The following is a 16772-nucleotide window of genomic DNA, read 5'->3' on the forward strand; positions in this document are numbered from 1 at the left end:
ACATTTATGAGTGCGCCTGTTTCTGTGGCGTCCACGCCGCTGATTCGTGTACGTGAAGTAAGCAAGCTATTCGGATCAAATCGCGCGCTGGACCGGGTCAGCCTGGAGATTCATCCCGCCGAAGGGGTGGCGTTGCTCGGGGCCAATGGCGCGGGCAAATCGACGTTGGTGAAGATTCTTGCCGGTAGTCAGACCGCCGACGGCGGCGAGATTCTGGTGGAGGGGCAGCCGCGGCATTTCAACTCGCCGCTGTCGGCGCGAAGGGTCGGGATTGTCGCGGTGCATCAGCAGATCAACGAAGGCATTGCGCCGGGTTTGAGCGTGGCCGAGAACCTGCTGCTCGATGAGCTGTGCCGGCCTGACGCGGATTTTTGGCTCAACCGCAAACGCTTGCTGGAGCGTGCGGCGAGCATTGCCGCCGGGCTCGGATTGACGTTGCCGCTGGAGCAACCGATCGAGCATCTGGGCCAGGCCGAACGGCAATTGGTGGTGTTGGCCCGGGCGTTCGCCTTGCAGCCGCGTTTGCTGATTCTCGATGAGCCGACGGCGGCGTTGTCCGATGCGGAGGCGCAGCGCTTGTTCGGCTTGATCGACACCTTGCGCAGCCGTGGCGTGGCGATTCTGTACATCTCGCATCGGTTGTCGGATCTGCAGCGGGTGGCGGATCGCGCCATCGTCCTGCGCGACGGGCGACTGGCCGGGGAATTCACCGCGCAGCAATTGCCCGAAGCAGTGCAAGCCATGCTCGGGCAGGCGCTGGCCGCCCATGTCTATACCCCGCGAGTGGCGGGGCGCGTGGTGCTGGAATTGAACGCGATAAAAGTTCTACCGAGCTCGCAAGCCTTCGACCTGAGCCTGCACGAAAACGAAGTGGTGGTACTGACCGGATTGCTCGGCGCCGGCAAAAGCGAGATCGCCGAGGTGCTGTTCGGGCTGCGTAAAGCGTTGGCCGGCAGCGCACAACTCGACGGGGTTGGCTGGCTGCCGGGCTCACCCCGTGAGGCGATTCGCAGTGGGGTTTTCTTCGCCGCCGAGGATCGCGCCAGTCAATCGCTGGTACCGGATTTTTCCCTGCGTCGCACGCTGACCTTGCCGTTTCTCGAACGCTTCACTCGAGGCGGCTTTATCCGCAATCGCGCTGAAGCGGCGGCGGTCGAGGCGCAAGTGGCGGCGCTGGGGATCAAGACCGTCGGTATCGATGTGCCGATAACCGCGTTGTCTGGCGGCAATCAGCAGAAAGTCGTGCTCGGCCGCTGGCTGCTCGGGGACGGGCGGGTGCTGATCCTCGATGAGCCGTTTCAAGGTGTTGACGTGCGTGCACGTCGGGAGATCGGCCAGTTGCTGCGCGACAGCGCCAAGGGCCGCGCGACACTGGTGATTTGCGCCGATGTCGATGAGGCCCTGGAAATCGCCGACCGGATTTTGCTGGTACGCGATCACGCGGTGGTCGCCGAATACCCGCGTGCCGGTCTCGAGCGCGCCACGCTGGTCGCCGCGCTGGCCGGCACCGATGATGATTTTTCTTCCCTTCAAGCCACGCCAAGGAGCAGAGCGAGTGCCTGATTCGAGTTCACTGATATCGAGCGTACCGGCACCTGCCGAGCGCCTGCTGCAAGCATTGATTCGCTATGGCCTGTTGTGGCTGCTGGCGCTGATCGTGGTGTTTTTCAGTTTTGCCGAGCCGGCGTTTCTGCGCGTCGGCAACCTGTTCAGCATTTTGCAATCGGTGTCGATTGTGGCGCTGCTCGCGCTGGGCGTGACACTGACCATGGCCGTCGGCGGCCTCGATCTGTCCATCGGCGCGGTGGCGGCGATGAGCCTGATGATCGCCAGTTACGTGATGGTCGTGCTCGGCTGGGGCGCGGTGCCGGCGGTGCTGGTCAGTCTGGCGGGCGGCGCGCTGGTCGGGCTGCTCAACGGCTGGCTGATCGTCAAGCTGCGGGTGCCGGACATTCTGGCGACGCTGGGCAGCATGTTTCTGGTGATCGGTGTGCAACTGATTCCAACTGGCGGACGTTCGATTGCGGTGGGCATGACCTTGCCCAATGGCGTTGAAACCGAAGGCACCTTCAGTGCGGCGTTTCTGGCGCTGGGCCGTGGGCGGCTGTGGGACGTGGTGCCGGTTCCGGTGCTGATCACAGCGCTGGTGGCGCTGGCGGTCTGGTTGTTTCTGGAGCGCACGCGCATTGGCCGTTTGTTCTATGCCATTGGTGGCAACGAGCAGGCCGCGCGTCTGGCCGGGGCGCCGGTGCAGCGTTTCAAACTGCTGGCCTACGTGCTCTCGGCATTGCTGGCCTCGCTGGGTGGATTGCTGCTCGCGGCGCGGCTGGGGCGCGGCGATGTCAGCTCGGGCAACGGTCTGGTGCTCGATGCGCTCGGCGCGGCGCTGATCGGTTTTGCCGTCCTCGGCGCGAAGAAACCCAACGCCTTCGGCACCCTGGTCGGCGCGCTGCTGGTGGCTTCGTTGCTCAACGGTCTGACCATGCTCAACGCGCCGTATTACGCGCAGGATTTCGTCAAGGGACTGGTGCTGGTACTGGCCCTGATGTTCACGTTTGGCCTCGCGCATCGGGCGCGTTGAGCCGCTTTCAGTCAAGGAAGTTGTATGCACGGTTCAATCAAACAGTTCGCCCGTCACTGCCTCGCTGGCGCCGTGTTCTCGGCACTGGCGCTCAACGCGCAGGCCAAGGCCTTGCCCGGCGCACCGGCACCGTTCGACAAGGGGCAGGTGCAGATCGCGTTGGTCGGTTATCTGTTTTCCGGGGATTTCCCCGAGGCGTATCTGCGCGGTGTGGAGCAACAGACTGAAGCGCTTGGCGCCAATCTGCGCGTATTCGATGCACGGCAGCAGGCGGCGAGTCAGGGCGAGATGATCGATCAGGCGATTGATCTGGGGGTCGACGGGATCATCGTGCAGCTCGGTCTGGCGGAAACGCTCAAGGCGCCGATTGACCGGGCCATCGCCAAGGGCATCAAGGTTGTCGCGTTCGATGTCGATCTGAATTCGCCGCAGGTGACTCAGGTCGAGCAGGACCACCATGCGCTGGCGCGTTTGGCATTGGATCAAGCGGTGAAGGATAACGGCACCAAGTTTGATGCCGGATACGTGTACATCAGCGGCTTTACGCCGATGGAGCGGCGCGACGAGATCTGGAGTCAGGTGAAAAAAGCCAATCCGGGGATCGTCGAGAAGGCGCGGTTCGGCACGTTGAATCCACCGATCGCCAACTCGGTGGCGGATCAGGCCAGTGCGGTGCTGCGGGCGAATCCGGGAATCAGCGTGATATTTGCGCCGTTCGACGAGTTCGCCAAAGGCGCGAAAATCGCCGTCGACGAGGCGGGGCTGGCGAGCAAGGTGAAGATCTACAGCGCCGATATTTCCACCGCCGATATCCAGATCATGAAAGAGCCGGACAGTGCCTGGGCGGCGACGGCAGCGGTCAATCCGCAAGTGGCCGGGGCGATCAGTGTGCGCAGTCTGGCGATGTTGATTGCCGGGGAGAATCCGGGGCACCAGGTGCTGGTGCCGCCGACGCTGATCACCCGCCAGCAACTGCTCGATCTGGACGTGAAAAACGTACGCGACCTGGCGCAGAAGCTCCCGGCGTTTGGCGATACCGCGAATGTGGCGCGGGCTGAGTGGATACCCGTTCCGAACTGAAACCTCAAATACAACCATCAACCCTGTGGGAGCTGGCTTGCCAGCGATTGAGGCCCATTAATTTGGTATTCGGTTGACTGACACACCGCCATCGCTGGCAAGCCAGCTCCCACAGGTTGAGGTTTCAAGTCATGAGGTTGGGGTGAACATGCACAACAAAGCTGCGCGATTACGCAAAAGCCGCTCTCCGAAAGCAGATCCTGCATTCGGCGGGCGGTTGCCTGCGGGTCAGGTGCTGACCGAGCGCTTCCCGATCCTGCACGAAGGCGCGGTGCCGGAATATGATCTGGCGAACTGGTCACTGTGTCTGTACGGCTCGCTCAAAAATCCTGTCGAGCTGCGCTACACCGACCTGCAAGCGCTGCCGCAACGCCAACTGCAATGCGACATCCACTGCGTCACGCGCTGGTCGAAATTCGATACGCAGTGGAGCGGGGTGCACCTGCAGGATCTGTTGCAAGCTTTCGATATCCAGCCGCAAACGAATTTCGTTATGGCCCACGCCGATCACGATTACCAGACCAACCTGCGGCTTGATGACTTGCTGCATCCGCACACCCTGCTGGCGACTCACTACGCAGGCCAACCGTTAACCGCGCAACATGGCTGGCCACTCCGTCTGGTGGTAGCGGGGCGGTACTTCTGGAAGAGCGCGAAATGGCTGCGCGGGCTGGAATTTATCGACCAGGAGCAACCGGGGTTCTGGGAGCGCAACGGCTTTCACCTACATGCTGATCCGTTTGCCGAACAGCGCTTCAGTGCCGAAGCGTTGGACATTGCCGAAGATGCCTGGCTGGAAAAGGACTTCGACTAAGACACTTACCCTGTGGGAGCTGGCTTGCCAGCGATGAGGCCCGTGCAGTCACTATTTGTGTTGCCTGACACACCGCCATCGCTGGCAAGCCAGCTCCCACAGGGGCTGAGATTACAGGTGTGTTAGTTGTTTGTTAGTTGGTGAAGGTGTTGGCTCAGCAACACTTGTGCTGAACTAAGAACACTCCTTTATAGCGATCTAACCTAAGTGTTATTGGTTCTTTTGCGAAAGTCTTCCCCTCGTCTAGCATCGGGCTTCAAGGGGGAAACATTCACTCTGGGGATACTGCGCCTTACCGATACTTAACGTTTCAACAGCCTTCGCTGCCTTCCTGATTTCTAAAACTACAGCAGACATTGCCGTGCATTGATTGCCGACTTTCTTTTGTCGGTGACGGCCGGGTATTAACTGCGATTCAAGGAGCTGTTATATGCATTACCGTTCCCGTTCATTACTGGCCGCCGCTGTTGTCAGTGCAATCTGGCAACTGCCTGCACAGGCCGAAGACACGTCCACCAGCGCTGAAAGCGAATCCCGCCTCGGCACCGTTTTGGTCACGGGCACACGCGGCACCTCTCGTACCGTGCTCGACTCGCCGGTTCCCGTGGATGTGTTGACCGCCGAAGACCTGAAGACCGCCGGCGCCGCTGACGGTGAATTGGGCGCGGCGTTGCAGACATTGCTGCCGTCCTTCAGCCTGCCGCGCCAGTCCAACTCCGGCGGCGCCGACCATATTCGCGCCGCACAACTGCGCGGCATGAGCCCGGATCAGGTGCTGGTGCTGGTCAATGGCAAGCGTCGCCATACGTCGGCAGTGGTCAACGATTCGTCGAAAATCGGTCGCGGCACCGCGCCGGTGGATTTCAACTCGATCCCCATCAGCGCGATCAAACGCATCGAAGTGCTGCGTGACGGCGCCGGTGCGCAATACGGCTCCGACGCGATTGCCGGGGTGATCAACATCATCCTCGACGACGCCCCCGAGGGCGGCGAAGTGTCCACCAGTTACGGCGCTTATCACACCCATCAGGACGCCATCGACAAGACCACCACCGACGGCCAGAACAGTGTGACCACCGCCAAGATCGGTACGCGTCTCGGCGAGGAGGGCGGCTTCATCCGGGGCGGTACCGAGTACAAGGATCGCAACCCGACCAACCGCGCAGGCTTCGACGGTTTCGCCGATACACCGGGCCAGCGCAACTACGTGATGGGTGACGGCCTCGCCCGTGACGTCAATCTCTGGTTCAACAGCGAACTGCCGCTGGCCGGCGGCAAGGCCTACAGCTTCGGCACTTACAACCAGCGCCACACCACGGGTGCGGAGTTCTATCGCTACCCGTACGAACAACCGCAGTTCTACCCCAACGGTTATTTGCCGCAGTCATTGGGCGACAACAAGGACGTCTCCGCCACCGCCGGTTTCAAAGGCATGATCGGCGACGACTGGGACTTCGACAGCAGCGTCACCCATGGCCGCAACCGCTTCGAATCGTCAACCCGGCGCACCCTCAACGTCAGTCTTGGCGATGATTCGCCGACGAAATTCGACACCGGCGATTACGAGTTGCGCCAGACCACCAGCAACCTCGATTTCAGCCGCGAATTGCGCCTCGGCGGCCGTTCGTTTGTCCTCGCCGTCGGCGGCGAATACCGCTACGAAAACTACCTGACCTACGCCGGTGACGAAGCCTCTTACATCGGCTCTGGAGCCGACGGCGCCAATGGCCTGCGCCCGAGCGAAGAGTCGGATCTGGACCGCAACGTGTTCGGCAGCTACGCCGAATTGTCCGGCGATCTCACGGATAACTTCTTCGTCGACGCGGCCACTCGCTGGGAGCATTACGATGATGCCGGCAGCAAGCTCACCGGCAAACTCAGCGGCCGCTACAAACTCACCGAGCAATGGGCATTGCGCGGCGCGGTGTCGAACAACTTCCGCGCACCGTCGCTGGCGCAGAGCGGTTTTCAGAACACCACCAGCAACTTCGGCGACGGCGGCACGCTCACCGACATCCGCGTGCTCTCGGTCAACGACCCGATCGCTCGCGCCCTCGGCGCCGAAAAGCTCGATCCGGAAACCTCGAAAAACTTCAGCCTCGGCCTGACCTTCCAGTTGAACGAGCGCTTCGACGCGTCGCTGGATGTGTTTCGCATCGACGTCAAGGACCGCATCACTCTTTCGCAACGCATTGGCAGCGACGCCCTGGAAACCTTCATCAACGACAACTACGGCGTGGCTGGCGTGCACGACGTCAACTTCTTCACCAACGCCGCCGACACCAGCACCCACGGCGCCGAACTGGTGCTCAATTACCATCAGCCGTTCTACGAGGGGCAACTGGGCCTGACCACCGCGTACACCTACAACCACACCAAAGTCACCAGCACCAAAGGCACGCCTTCGCAGCTGACTGCACTGGGGATCGGCAACGACGCACTGGTCGGCGTGGAGGAGACCAACACCCTGACCGACGCCGCACCGAAGGACCGCTTCATCTTTTCCGCGAACTGGGCGAGTGAACACTGGGGCCTGCTCGGACGCTTGACCCGCCAAGGCGAGACCACCCGAGTGTTCGATTTCGGCGACTCGCAACCGGAGCAAACCTACGGCGCGGTCTGGCAGCTGGATGCCGAAGTGACTTACAAATTCACGCCGAAATTCAACATCGCCGTGGGTGGTAACAACCTCACCGACAACTATCCGGAACGCTCCGGTTCGGCGATCAACTACGGCGGTAACCTGCCATACGACGTGCTCTCGCCGATCGGCACCAACGGCGCTTACTACTACGCCCGCGCCACTTATGGCTTCTGAGTCGGGGCAGGGGCCGGGTCGGCATCTGCCGGTGTTTCAGGCGCTGTTGATCACGCTGGGTATGGTGATCACCACCGACATCCTGAAAACCGCGCCGACCGTGGCACTCAACGTCGGGCCTGAGCACTTCTACCTGGTTTGGGTGCTCGGCGGCGTGGCGTCGATGATCGGTGCGCTGTGTTTTGCCGAGATGGCCACGGCGTTTCCGCATCCGGGTGGCGACTATCACTTTCTGCGCACGGCTTACGGCGAGCGCATGGGATTTCTGTTTGCCTGGTCGCGGTTTTCGGTGATGCACACCGGGTGGATTGCGTTGTCGGCGTTCATGTTTGCCGATTACGTCAACGCCGTGGTGCCGCTCGGGCAGTACGGCTCGGGGCTGTTTGCCGGCGCGGTGATTGTTGCGTTGGTGCTGCTCAATCTCACCGGCAAGCACATTGGTTTTATCACTCAGACGCTTTTGGTGGGACTGTTGGCGTTGGGTTTTCTGAGCATTGCCAGTGCGGGTGTTTTTCTCGCCTGGCAAGGCATCGAACCGCCCGCGCCGAACGTCATCGCTGTCCCGGAAAACACGGGTATGGCCGGGTTTTCAGCGGCGATGATTTTTGTCTTCCTGGCGTTCGGTGGCTGGAGTGATGCCGCGACATTGTCGGCAGAAGTGCGTGACGGTCGGCGCGGGATTTTCATCGCCATGCTGGGCGCATTGACCGTGTTGATGGTGATTTATCTGGCGCTCAATTGGGCGTTCATCCAGGGCTTGGGATTCGCCGGACTGGCGGCCAGCAATGCGCCGGCGGTTGAACTGTTGAACCGCGCATTCGGTGCGCCCGGGGTGATGCTGATTCTGCTGATGGTCGGCATCGCCGCAATCGCGACCATCAATTCGACCCTGCTGGTCGGCGCCCGCACCACTTACGCCGCTGCTCGCGATGTGCCGCAGTTGCGCAGCTTCGGAAGCTGGGATGATCGCCACGGCGTACCGCGTAAAGCGCTGCTCGCGGAAGGTGCTGTGGCGTTGCTGTTGGTGCTGTTTGGCAGCTTTACCCAGAGCGGGTTCAACACCATGGTCGAGTACCTGACGCCGGTGTACTGGTTGTTTTTGAGCTTGAGCAGTGTGGCGCTGATCATTTTGCGGCGGCGGTTTCCCGAGGTGCCACGGCCGGTGAAGGTGCCGCTGTATCCACTGTTGCCGCTGCTGTTTTTCGGCTTGTGTCTGTACATGCTGTATTCGAGCGTGACGGTGGTGGGCTGGGGAGCTTTTTTGGGGATTGGGGTGTTGCTGATTGGCGCAGTGTTTTTAGCCGTGTTGAGCCGCCTGACGCCATACCCTTACCCTGATCCTCTCCCAGAGGAAAAGGGGGCCGACCGCAGAGTCTTGCGGGATACATCAACCTGAAAAACGGGTCGATTATGGATTCAGCGAAAAGCGCTCAAGTCGCTGTACTTCTCAAATATCCCCCAATCAGTCCCCTCTCCCATCGGGAGAGGGCTAGGGTGAGGGGCTCTTAAAAAACGGCGCTTAAAAAGACACCGCCGCCGGCTGCGAAAGCCGCAACACCGAAAGATCCCCGGTAATTCGCTTATACGCCAGGCGAATCGCCTCAATACTCCCCTCATTCTTCGCACTGCTCTCATGCAACACCACAATCACCTTGGTGCTCAGCCGCTCAGGCTCTTTCGCCCCGTGATCCTTCCACTGCCCATACGCATCGAACACCGTGAATCCGTCGGGAAACCTCGGCGTCACTTCCTTATCCAGAAACTCGCGCCAGCGCGCCGGGCTGACCGCGCCGTCCTTGCCATCCAGAGAGCCCACCGAAAAGTACAACTCGGTCCGCGTCCATTGCGCCTGCGCCGGGCGCGTCGCGTCCCCCTGCAAGGTCGAGCTGGCAGGATCTTTGGTATGCACGGAAACCGGAGGAGGGCTGGTACACCCTGCGACCGCCACAAACAGTGCCGCCAGTAAAAGACGTTGAGGCATGGAACTTCCTTATTGTTGACAGTAGTTGGCAATTATAAGGCGCACGGTTAATAGCGTTAAAAGATTAAAAAGTCTCGCGAGGCTCGATTTGTGGAATATGCGGCGCGAAGAAATTAATACGAAGCGGTTAGATCAATAATTTCTTTCGGTTATTTAAATAGTGCTGCTTCGAATATCTATAGCTTGTAAAACGAAGCGCGTGCATTTGATATTTCTGTTATCGCGCCTACTCTGCTGTTCCTGCGCCTCAAGACGCATGGAACGCTGCGCTTGAGGCGTTTGAACAGCCGTTTTTGCTGTTTGATGGGCATCTTGTTCAGGAATCGTCAGTCCTTAGAATCGGCCCCCATCAACTTCTCATCCAGTTCTTAAATCCTCAGGGAGCTTCACCATGATGAACGCCATGCAGATGCAAATGCCGATGAACGCCAACATGCCAATGATGCCGATGATGGGCATGCCGATGATGATGGCGACCATGACTTGCGAAATGATGGACGACGGCATGATGTGCAAGATGATGCCGGCCGCTGGCATGGACATGGCCATGTTCAAGAACAGCGGCGAAATGATGCAGATGATGATGAACTGCGGCATGCCGATGATGATGCACTGCGGCAACATGACCATGATGTGCATGTCCCAGGCGGCCATGGCCATGCCGATGATGAACATGATGATGCCAATGCCGATGATGGGCATGCCGATGCCATCGATGAAGTGCGTGATGGAATGCACCATGATGGCCGATTGCATGATGTGCAAGATCATGCCGATGGCGGGCATGAACATGGACATGATGAAGAACTGCTGCGCCCTGATGATGAAAATGATGAACGACTGCAGCATGCCAATGATGATGAGCTGCAACGGCATGCCGATGATGTGCTGCACCTGCTGATCCCGGGCAGCATAAAAAAAGCCCCCGAGGCCTCAAGGCCCGGGGGCTTTTGCATTCCATAGACCACTGCAAACCTCTGTGGGAGCTGGCTTGCCAGCGATAGCGGTGGATCAGTCGATTTAAATGCTGGATGTGCCGACGTCATCGCTGGCAAGCCAGCTCCCACAGGGGATTGTGTTAAAGCAAAGAGAGGTAAGGATCAGTCGAGGCGTTCGGGGTAGGTGACGACCAGGTAGGCGACGGCTTCGCTGTCGGCCGGGTTGCGGTAGCGGTGGGGCTGGTCGGCGTAGAACAGGATCGAGTCGCCAGTCGAGAGCAGGTAGCGCTCGTCGTTGACGCTGATCTCCAGCACGCCTTGAGCCACCACCAGGTTTTCCTGCACGCCCGGGCCGTGGCCCTCGGATTGGTCTTCACCCAGCGGGCTCAGGCGCAATTCGTAAAACTCGGACTGACGCGCCACGTCGAACGGAAACAAGGCCCGACTGACAAATGCACCGCTGGCACTGACCAGCCGTTTGCTCTGGCTCGCCGACAACACTGCCACACCTTCAAACGCCCGGTGCTCGAGAAACGCCGCCACCGACACCTTCAAACCCTTGGCGATTTTGCACAGCACCTTGATCGACGGCACGCTGCGCCCGGACTCGATCTGCGCCAACATCGCCCGGCTCACACCGCACTGGCGCGCCAGCCCATCCAGCGACAAATGACGCTTGCTGCGCAGACGCTGCAGATTCTGTGCGACCCGTTCGCAGATCGGGTCTTCTTCCAGTGATTCGAGGTTGTTCAGATCCAGCACAGGCTCATCCGCGCTCGCCAGAAAACGCGAGGGGTCACGGGCGTTCACGCTTGGCGCGGCTCGTTGGAATGCGCAGCCTGCACCCACTGAAACGCCTGATAACCGGCATTGCGCGCATACATTTCCCACATCGCCCGCGCAAGCTTCTGGGCCTGGCGGCGTTTACGGTAAGCGGCGAAGTCGATCAGGTTGGCAGTTGGATTCATGGCGCACTTCACTGTGATCAATGACGGGATGAAAGTGAGCGTACGCCAATATTTTTATAACGATAAATACTGATTTTGTATTTGTTAATTCGTTTTGGTTCTTTGTGAAGGCAGCCCGTCAGGCCCCCTCATGTTGCTTGCGATAAGCCCCCGGCTGCACGCCCACCGACTTGGCAAATGCCCGGGTAAACGCCGCAATCGATTGATAGCCGACCGCCGCACACACCTGCTCGACCGTGTGATTGGCCCGCAATAACTGGCAAGCGTGGCGCATGCGCAGGGCCAGCAACACTTGCCCCGGCGACTGCCCGGCCAGTTCATTGAAGCGTTTGAAGAACGCCGAGCGCGAAACGCCGATGCACGCCGCCATGCTTTCCAGCGACCACGGCAACTGTGGCTGTTCGATCAGTTGATCGAGCAGCGGCGCGAATTGCGGGTTACGCGCCAGTGCGACCAATCCGCCGAGGTGCTGGTTGTCAGCCATCTGCTGGCGCAGGACATAAAGAAACAGCAGATGGCTCAGGCGTTCAAGCAGCGTCGAGGAGGGCGCCGGCAAGCGTTCGCATTCCTCCAGAATCAATTCGAACAAGGCTCGGGCCGCGCTAGAGGAAGGATCTCCGGCGCGCAGAATGATCCAGTCCGGCAAACCTTCGATGATCAGCGACGACAACCCGGACTTGAAATGAAAGAAGCCACAGACCAGGCCCACACCATCCTCGGCCGCACGATCCAGCGCGGTCATCGCCATGCGCGGCAGCGTCTGCGCCAGCCGCGAGTCTTCAGCGCTGGACAGGCGATAATCGAGATCGCGCAACAGGAACACTGCATCCCCGGCATTCAGCCGCAGCGCCGGTTCATGCCCGTCGATATGCAACCAGCAATGCCCCTGCACGACCAGATGAAAGCTGGCCCGCGCCAGGCCATGAGTGCTGGCATGCCAGCCACCGCAATAGCGGCCGACGTGAAACAGACTCGCATCGAGTTCGAGGCTTTCTAATAACCAATCAACCAGTGGGCTGGACGAAATCATCTAATGGAAACACTCAGGAGCAAGTAATCGCTACTTATGAATATGGATCGGAATTTTTATAACCAACAGACTGGCCGGACACTCATCAGCAGGAGTCCTCACCATGTCACGCGTCACTCTACACACCCTGCAAAGCGCACCCGAAGCAGCCCGGCCATTCCTCGAAAACGCGCAAAAGAACTCTGGATTCATCCCCAATCTGCTGGCGGTGCTGGCCAACGCCCCGGCCGCGCTGGAGACGTACGTTACGGTATCGGCGCTCAATGGCAAAGCCGAACTCAGTCTCGCCGAGCGCGAAGTGGTGCAACTGATTGCTGCAACCAATCACGGTTGCGATTTCTGTGTCGCAGGTCATACCGCCGTCGCGCTGAATAAGGCAAAACTGCCGGCGGAAGTGGTCAGTGCACTGCGCGAGAAAGCCACCGTGCCCGTGGAAAAACTCGAAACCCTGGCGGCGTTTGCCCGCGAAGTCATTGCCACTCGCGGCAAGGTCAGCGACCAGACCTATAACACTTTCAAGGCTGCGGGTTACACCGAGGGCAACGCGCTGGAAGTGATTCTTGGCGTGAGTCTGGCGACCCTGTGCAACTTCGCCAACGTGTTCGCCGATACGCCGCTCAACCCGGAGCTGGCAGCGTATCGGGCGTAATCGGCTCATTGATTCAGGCAGCGTCGTCTATGGTTGAGGCTGCTGCGTAAAAGGAGAAACGACATGCTCAATCCGGCATTGATGCAATGGCTGGACAACAACGCCCAGGCACTGGATGCAGGCGACGGTGACCCGCAACACGTGCTCACGCAACTGGCGCAGGCCGAGGTATTGCGCGTCGGCATCAGCCCCGAACTCGGGGGCAGCGGTGGCCATGTGGCCGACGCCGTGGAAGTGCTGGCCGCCGTTGCCAGTCATTCGCTGGCGGCTGCGTTTGTGTTTTGGGGCCAGCGCGCCTTTATCGAATATCTGCTGCAAAGCCCTAATGTCGCGTTAAGAGAAAAACTCCTGCCGTCGCTGCTCAGCGGCGAACTGGCCGGCGCCACGGGTTTGTCCAACGCAATGAAATTCCTCTCCGGCATCGAAGCGCTGCAAGTGCGTGCCGCCACCGAGACTGACGGCTGGACTTTGCACGGGCGCCTGCACTGGGTGACCAATCTGCGCAAAAGCGGTTTTGTCGTGGCCGCCGCCATCGAGCACGGGGAGGGCGGTTCGCCGTTCGTGCTGGCGATCCCCGATGGTGTGGCCGGCGTGCAACGTTCTGCCGATCTGCAACTGATGGGCCTGCAGTCGAGCAACACCGCCGCGATCGAATTTTCCCGGGTGGCGGTCGGTCGTGAATGGCTGCTGCATGACGATGCGCGCAAGTTTCTGCCAGCGGTGCGGCCAGCCTTTCTCGGTTTGCAATGCGGCATGGCCATCGGTCTGGCGCGACGTGCGCTGGCGGAAGTCGAAGGGCATTTGCAGGACGGCCGCTCGATCTTGCTGGAACCGTTGCAGGAGCAACGCGAGCAGTTGGCGCACAGCGTCGATGAGCTGAAAAAAGGCCTGCACGACGGGCGTTTCCTGACGCAACCGGCAGCCTTGTTCCAGATCCGTATCGCCTTGGCCGAAGCCGCCGCGAACGCCGTGCAACTGGAATTGCAGGCCAGCGGTGGCAAGGCCTATCTCACCGAACACGGCAGTGGTTTTGCCCGGCGCTGGCGCGAGTCGGCATTCGTGCCGATTGTCACGCCGAGCCTGGTGCAATTGCGCGCCGAACTGCAGCGACAAAAACGGGAAGCGGCGGCATGAGTGCGCCGCTGCTGCACGCGCAAGGCATCAGCCTCGGCTACCCACGGGAGCAGGGCTGGCACACCGTGCTGGAACAATTCGACCTGCAATTGCAGCCCGGTGAAGTGGTGACCATTCTCGGCCCGAGCGGCGTCGGCAAATCGAGCCTGTTGCGCGTACTGGCTGGTTTGCAACAACCGCAGCAGGGCCGCGTGAGCCTGCTCGGCGAACTGTTGACCGGCGCACATCCGCGAGTCGCGGTGGCGTTTCAGGACCCGAGCCTGTTGCCGTGGCTGACGCTGGAAAAGAACGTCGCGTTCGGCCTCGACTTCGCCCGCCAACCGCACTTGAGCGCGGAGCAACGCAAGGCGCGCATCGATCATGCGATTGCCGCCGTCGGCCTCGAACACGCTCGTCAGCAACATCCCGCGCAACTCTCCGGCGGCATGGCCCAGCGCACCGCGCTGGCCCGTTGTCTGGCGCGTCAGCCGCAAGTGCTGTTGCTCGACGAACCCTTCGGTGCGCTCGACGAAATCACCCGTGCCGACATGCAACAACTGCTGCTGCAATTGATCGCTGACCATCAAACCGCTGCCGTGTTGATCACCCACGACATCGACGAAGCCCTGCTGCTCTCCGAGCGGATTCTGCTACTGGGTGACAGCCCGGCGCACATCCTCGGCGAGTGGCGTATCGACCTGCCTCAGCCACGCGCCGAGTTGGTTGAAGAACTGGGCGCGCTGCGCATCGACATCCTCAAAACCCTTCGGCGGGCGAGCCGCAATCCTCACACCCATCCTTTGCCCGCAACGTCGGAGATTGACCATGTGCCTGGACGACTTCACTCACACACGTCGTGACTTCCTCAAACTCAGCGCGCTGCTGACCGCTGGCGGCGCGTTGCCGCTGCTCAACAGCTTGAACGCCCGCGCCGCGTCCGAGCCAAATGCCCCGGTGCGCATCGGTTATTTGCCGATCACCGACGCCACGCCGTTACTGGTCGCGCACAATAACGGCTTGTTCGAGGCCGAGGGTATTCAGGCCGAGCGCCCGGTGCTCCTGCGCAGTTGGGCGCAGATGGTCGAGGCGTTCATTTCCGGGCAGGTCAACGTGATTCACTTGCTGTCGCCGATGACCGTGTGGGCGCGTTACGGCAGTAAAGTCCCGGCCAAGGTCGTTGCCTGGAACCACGTCGGCGGCTCCGGCCTGACCGTGGCGCCGGGCATCACCGAGGTCAAGCAATTGGGCGGGCAATCGGTGGCGATTCCGTTCTGGTATTCGATTCATAACGTGGTGGTGCAGCAGCTGTTTCGCGACAACGGACTGGTGCCGGTGAGCAAGTCCAACAGTGCTGCGCTGGCGCCAAACGAAGTCAATCTGCTGGTGTTGCCACCGTCGGACATGCCGCCCGCGCTGGCGAGCAAACGCATTGCCGGTTACATCGTCGCCGAGCCTTTCAACGCCTTGGCCGAAGACCTCAAGGTCGGCCGCGTGCAACGCTTTACCGGCGACGTCTGGCGCAATCACGCCTGCTGCGTGGTGTTCATGCACGAGCAGGATCTGAACAACCGCCCCGAGTGGTCGCAAAAAGTCGTCAACGCCATCGTCAAGGCGCAGGTATGGACCCGCGACAACCGCGACAACCGCGCCGAGGCCGCCAAGTTGCTGTCCAAGGACGGCAGCAACCGCTACACGCCGCACGCGCAACCGGTGCTCGACCGGGTGCTGTCGCCCGCCGTCAGCGACCGCGAACAATACCTGGCCAGCGGCGCGATCCAGCACAGCCATTGGGACGAGCAGCGCATCGACTTCCAGCCGTACCCGTTCCCCAGCTACACCGAAGAACTGGTCAAACGCCTCAAGGACACCCTGATCGAAGGCGACAAGGGCTTCCTCGCCAACCTCGATCCGCAGCACACCGCGCGCGATCTGGTCGACGACCGCTTCGTGCGCAATGCCATTGCCGCTGTCGGCGGCATGCAGACCTTCGGCCTGCCGGACAGCTTCGAACGCAGCGAGGAGTTCAGCCTCTGATGCGCACGCAAACTTCATCGACACTCCACGGTGTGCTGGGCGTGGCCGGGCTGTTGTGCCTGTTGCTGCTGTGGTGGCTGGGCGTGCACGTGTTCGGCGGCAGCGACAGTCTGGCGCAGCGCTTTTCGCCCGAAGCAACGCTCGCAAGCCTCGGCGAACTGCTGCTGCGTCCGGAGCTGTACGAGCACGTGCTGGTCAGCCTGAAACGGATTCTGGTCGGCCTGCTACTGGCGTTGCTGATCGGCGTGCCGTTGGGCCTGATGATCGGCAGTTACCGCCCTCTGGAAGCAGCGACCACGCCAGCGTTTCAGTTTCTGCGGATGATTTCGCCGCTGTCGTGGATGCCGGTGGTGGTGATGCTGATGGGCGTCGGTGATCAGCCGATCTACTTTCTGCTGACCTTCGCCGCGGTGTGGCCGATCCTGCTCAACACCGTCGCCGGCGTGCGCCAACTCGATCCGCGCTGGCTGCAATTGAGCCGCAGCCTCAGCGCCACGCGCTGGGAAACGCTGCGCAAAGTGATTCTGCCCGGAGTGCTCGGCCACGTGCTGACCGGCGTGCGGCTGTCCATCGGCATCTTGTGGATCGTCCTGGTGCCGTGCGAAATGCTCGGGGTCAGCGCGGGGCTGGGCTACTTCATTCTCGATACGCGTGATCGCCTGGCGTACTCGGAGTTGATGGCGATGGTGCTGCTGATCGGTGTGCTGGGTTTTGCCCTTGATGCGTTGGCGCGCTGGCTGCATCGGCGCTGGGCGCCGGCCTGAGG

At 60.8% G+C, this 16772-nt stretch carries 16 protein-coding genes; 12 read left to right on the forward strand and 4 right to left on the reverse strand.

The window, feature by feature from the left end; translation table 11 throughout:
• Positions 1 to 6: 6 nt before the first annotated feature.
• From KI231_RS12715 to KI231_RS12740, 6 genes are all read left to right on the forward strand, one after another.
• Positions 7 to 1563, forward strand: coding sequence for a sugar ABC transporter ATP-binding protein (locus KI231_RS12715; RefSeq protein WP_213028454.1), 1557 nt, complete (start codon positions 7 to 9; stop codon positions 1561 to 1563).
• On the forward strand, positions 1556 to 2581 hold the full coding sequence (locus tag KI231_RS12720; RefSeq protein ID WP_213028455.1) for an ABC transporter permease: 1026 nt from the start codon (positions 1556 to 1558) through the stop codon (positions 2579 to 2581). Before KI231_RS12715 ends, KI231_RS12720 begins: the two co-directional genes overlap by 8 nt.
• Before the next feature lie 24 nt (positions 2582 to 2605).
• The gene (locus KI231_RS12725; RefSeq protein ID WP_213028456.1) at positions 2606 to 3661 is read left to right on the forward strand and encodes a substrate-binding domain-containing protein; all 1056 of its coding nucleotides are present in this window, start codon (positions 2606 to 2608) and stop codon (positions 3659 to 3661) included.
• Positions 3662 to 3809: 148 nt separating this feature from the next.
• Entirely contained in the window at positions 3810 to 4475 is a 666-nt protein-coding gene (locus tag KI231_RS12730) for a sulfite oxidase-like oxidoreductase (protein WP_213028457.1), read from the forward strand.
• A 430-nt stretch (positions 4476 to 4905) separates the two neighbouring features.
• A complete protein-coding gene (locus tag KI231_RS12735) occupies positions 4906 to 7293 on the forward strand; it encodes a TonB-dependent receptor plug domain-containing protein (protein ID WP_213028458.1) in 2388 nt (795 codons plus the stop codon).
• Complete coding sequence (locus KI231_RS12740) at positions 7283 to 8689, forward strand: APC family permease (protein ID WP_213028459.1); 1407 nt, start codon at positions 7283 to 7285, stop codon at positions 8687 to 8689. Before KI231_RS12735 ends, KI231_RS12740 begins: the two co-directional genes overlap by 11 nt.
• Before the next feature lie 123 nt (positions 8690 to 8812).
• On the opposite strand, the gene KI231_RS12745 is transcribed toward KI231_RS12740, so the two are convergent.
• The gene (locus KI231_RS12745; protein ID WP_213028460.1) at positions 8813 to 9274 is read right to left on the reverse strand and encodes a DUF3574 domain-containing protein; all 462 of its coding nucleotides are present in this window, start codon (positions 9272 to 9274) and stop codon (positions 8813 to 8815) included.
• 391 nt (positions 9275 to 9665) lie between these two features.
• On the opposite strand from KI231_RS12745, the gene KI231_RS12750 reads away from it, so the two are divergent.
• Positions 9666 to 10175, forward strand: coding sequence for a hypothetical protein (locus KI231_RS12750; RefSeq protein ID WP_213028461.1), 510 nt, complete (start codon positions 9666 to 9668; stop codon positions 10173 to 10175).
• A 199-nt stretch (positions 10176 to 10374) separates the two neighbouring features.
• On the opposite strand, the gene KI231_RS12755 is transcribed toward KI231_RS12750, so the two are convergent.
• From KI231_RS12755 to KI231_RS12765, 3 genes are all read right to left on the reverse strand, one after another.
• The gene (locus KI231_RS12755) at positions 10375 to 10965 is read right to left on the reverse strand and encodes a helix-turn-helix domain-containing protein (protein WP_213028778.1); all 591 of its coding nucleotides are present in this window, start codon (positions 10963 to 10965) and stop codon (positions 10375 to 10377) included.
• A gap of 53 nt (positions 10966 to 11018) precedes the next feature.
• Positions 11019 to 11180, reverse strand: coding sequence for a hypothetical protein (locus KI231_RS12760; protein ID WP_177431465.1), 162 nt, complete (start codon positions 11178 to 11180; stop codon positions 11019 to 11021).
• Between the two features lie 118 nt (positions 11181 to 11298).
• Positions 11299 to 12210, reverse strand: coding sequence for an AraC family transcriptional regulator (locus KI231_RS12765; RefSeq protein ID WP_213028462.1), 912 nt, complete (start codon positions 12208 to 12210; stop codon positions 11299 to 11301).
• A gap of 103 nt (positions 12211 to 12313) precedes the next feature.
• Here KI231_RS12765 and KI231_RS12770 point away from each other — a divergent pair, with 103 nt between their 5' ends.
• From KI231_RS12770 to KI231_RS12790, 5 genes are all read left to right on the forward strand, one after another.
• Positions 12314 to 12859 (forward strand): carboxymuconolactone decarboxylase family protein, encoded by a 546-nt coding sequence (locus KI231_RS12770; protein WP_213028463.1) that lies wholly within the window; start codon positions 12314 to 12316, stop codon positions 12857 to 12859.
• A gap of 63 nt (positions 12860 to 12922) precedes the next feature.
• A complete protein-coding gene (locus KI231_RS12775; RefSeq protein WP_213028464.1) occupies positions 12923 to 13993 on the forward strand; it encodes an acyl-CoA dehydrogenase family protein in 1071 nt (356 codons plus the stop codon).
• The gene (locus KI231_RS12780; protein ID WP_213028465.1) at positions 13990 to 14832 is read left to right on the forward strand and encodes an ABC transporter ATP-binding protein; all 843 of its coding nucleotides are present in this window, start codon (positions 13990 to 13992) and stop codon (positions 14830 to 14832) included. The genes KI231_RS12775 and KI231_RS12780 overlap by 4 nt, the downstream gene beginning before the upstream one ends.
• A complete protein-coding gene (locus KI231_RS12785) occupies positions 14798 to 16006 on the forward strand; it encodes an ABC transporter substrate-binding protein (RefSeq protein ID WP_213028466.1) in 1209 nt (402 codons plus the stop codon). The genes KI231_RS12780 and KI231_RS12785 overlap by 35 nt, the downstream gene beginning before the upstream one ends.
• Positions 16006 to 16770 carry an ABC transporter permease gene (locus KI231_RS12790; RefSeq protein ID WP_213028467.1) on the forward strand — a complete coding sequence of 255 codons (765 nt, stop codon included), beginning with the start codon at positions 16006 to 16008 and terminating at the stop codon, positions 16768 to 16770. Before KI231_RS12785 ends, KI231_RS12790 begins: the two co-directional genes overlap by 1 nt.
• Positions 16771 to 16772: the final 2 nt, after the last annotated feature.

The organism is Pseudomonas sp. Seg1 (assembly GCF_018326005.1).
GTDB lineage: Bacteria > Pseudomonadota > Gammaproteobacteria > Pseudomonadales > Pseudomonadaceae > Aquipseudomonas.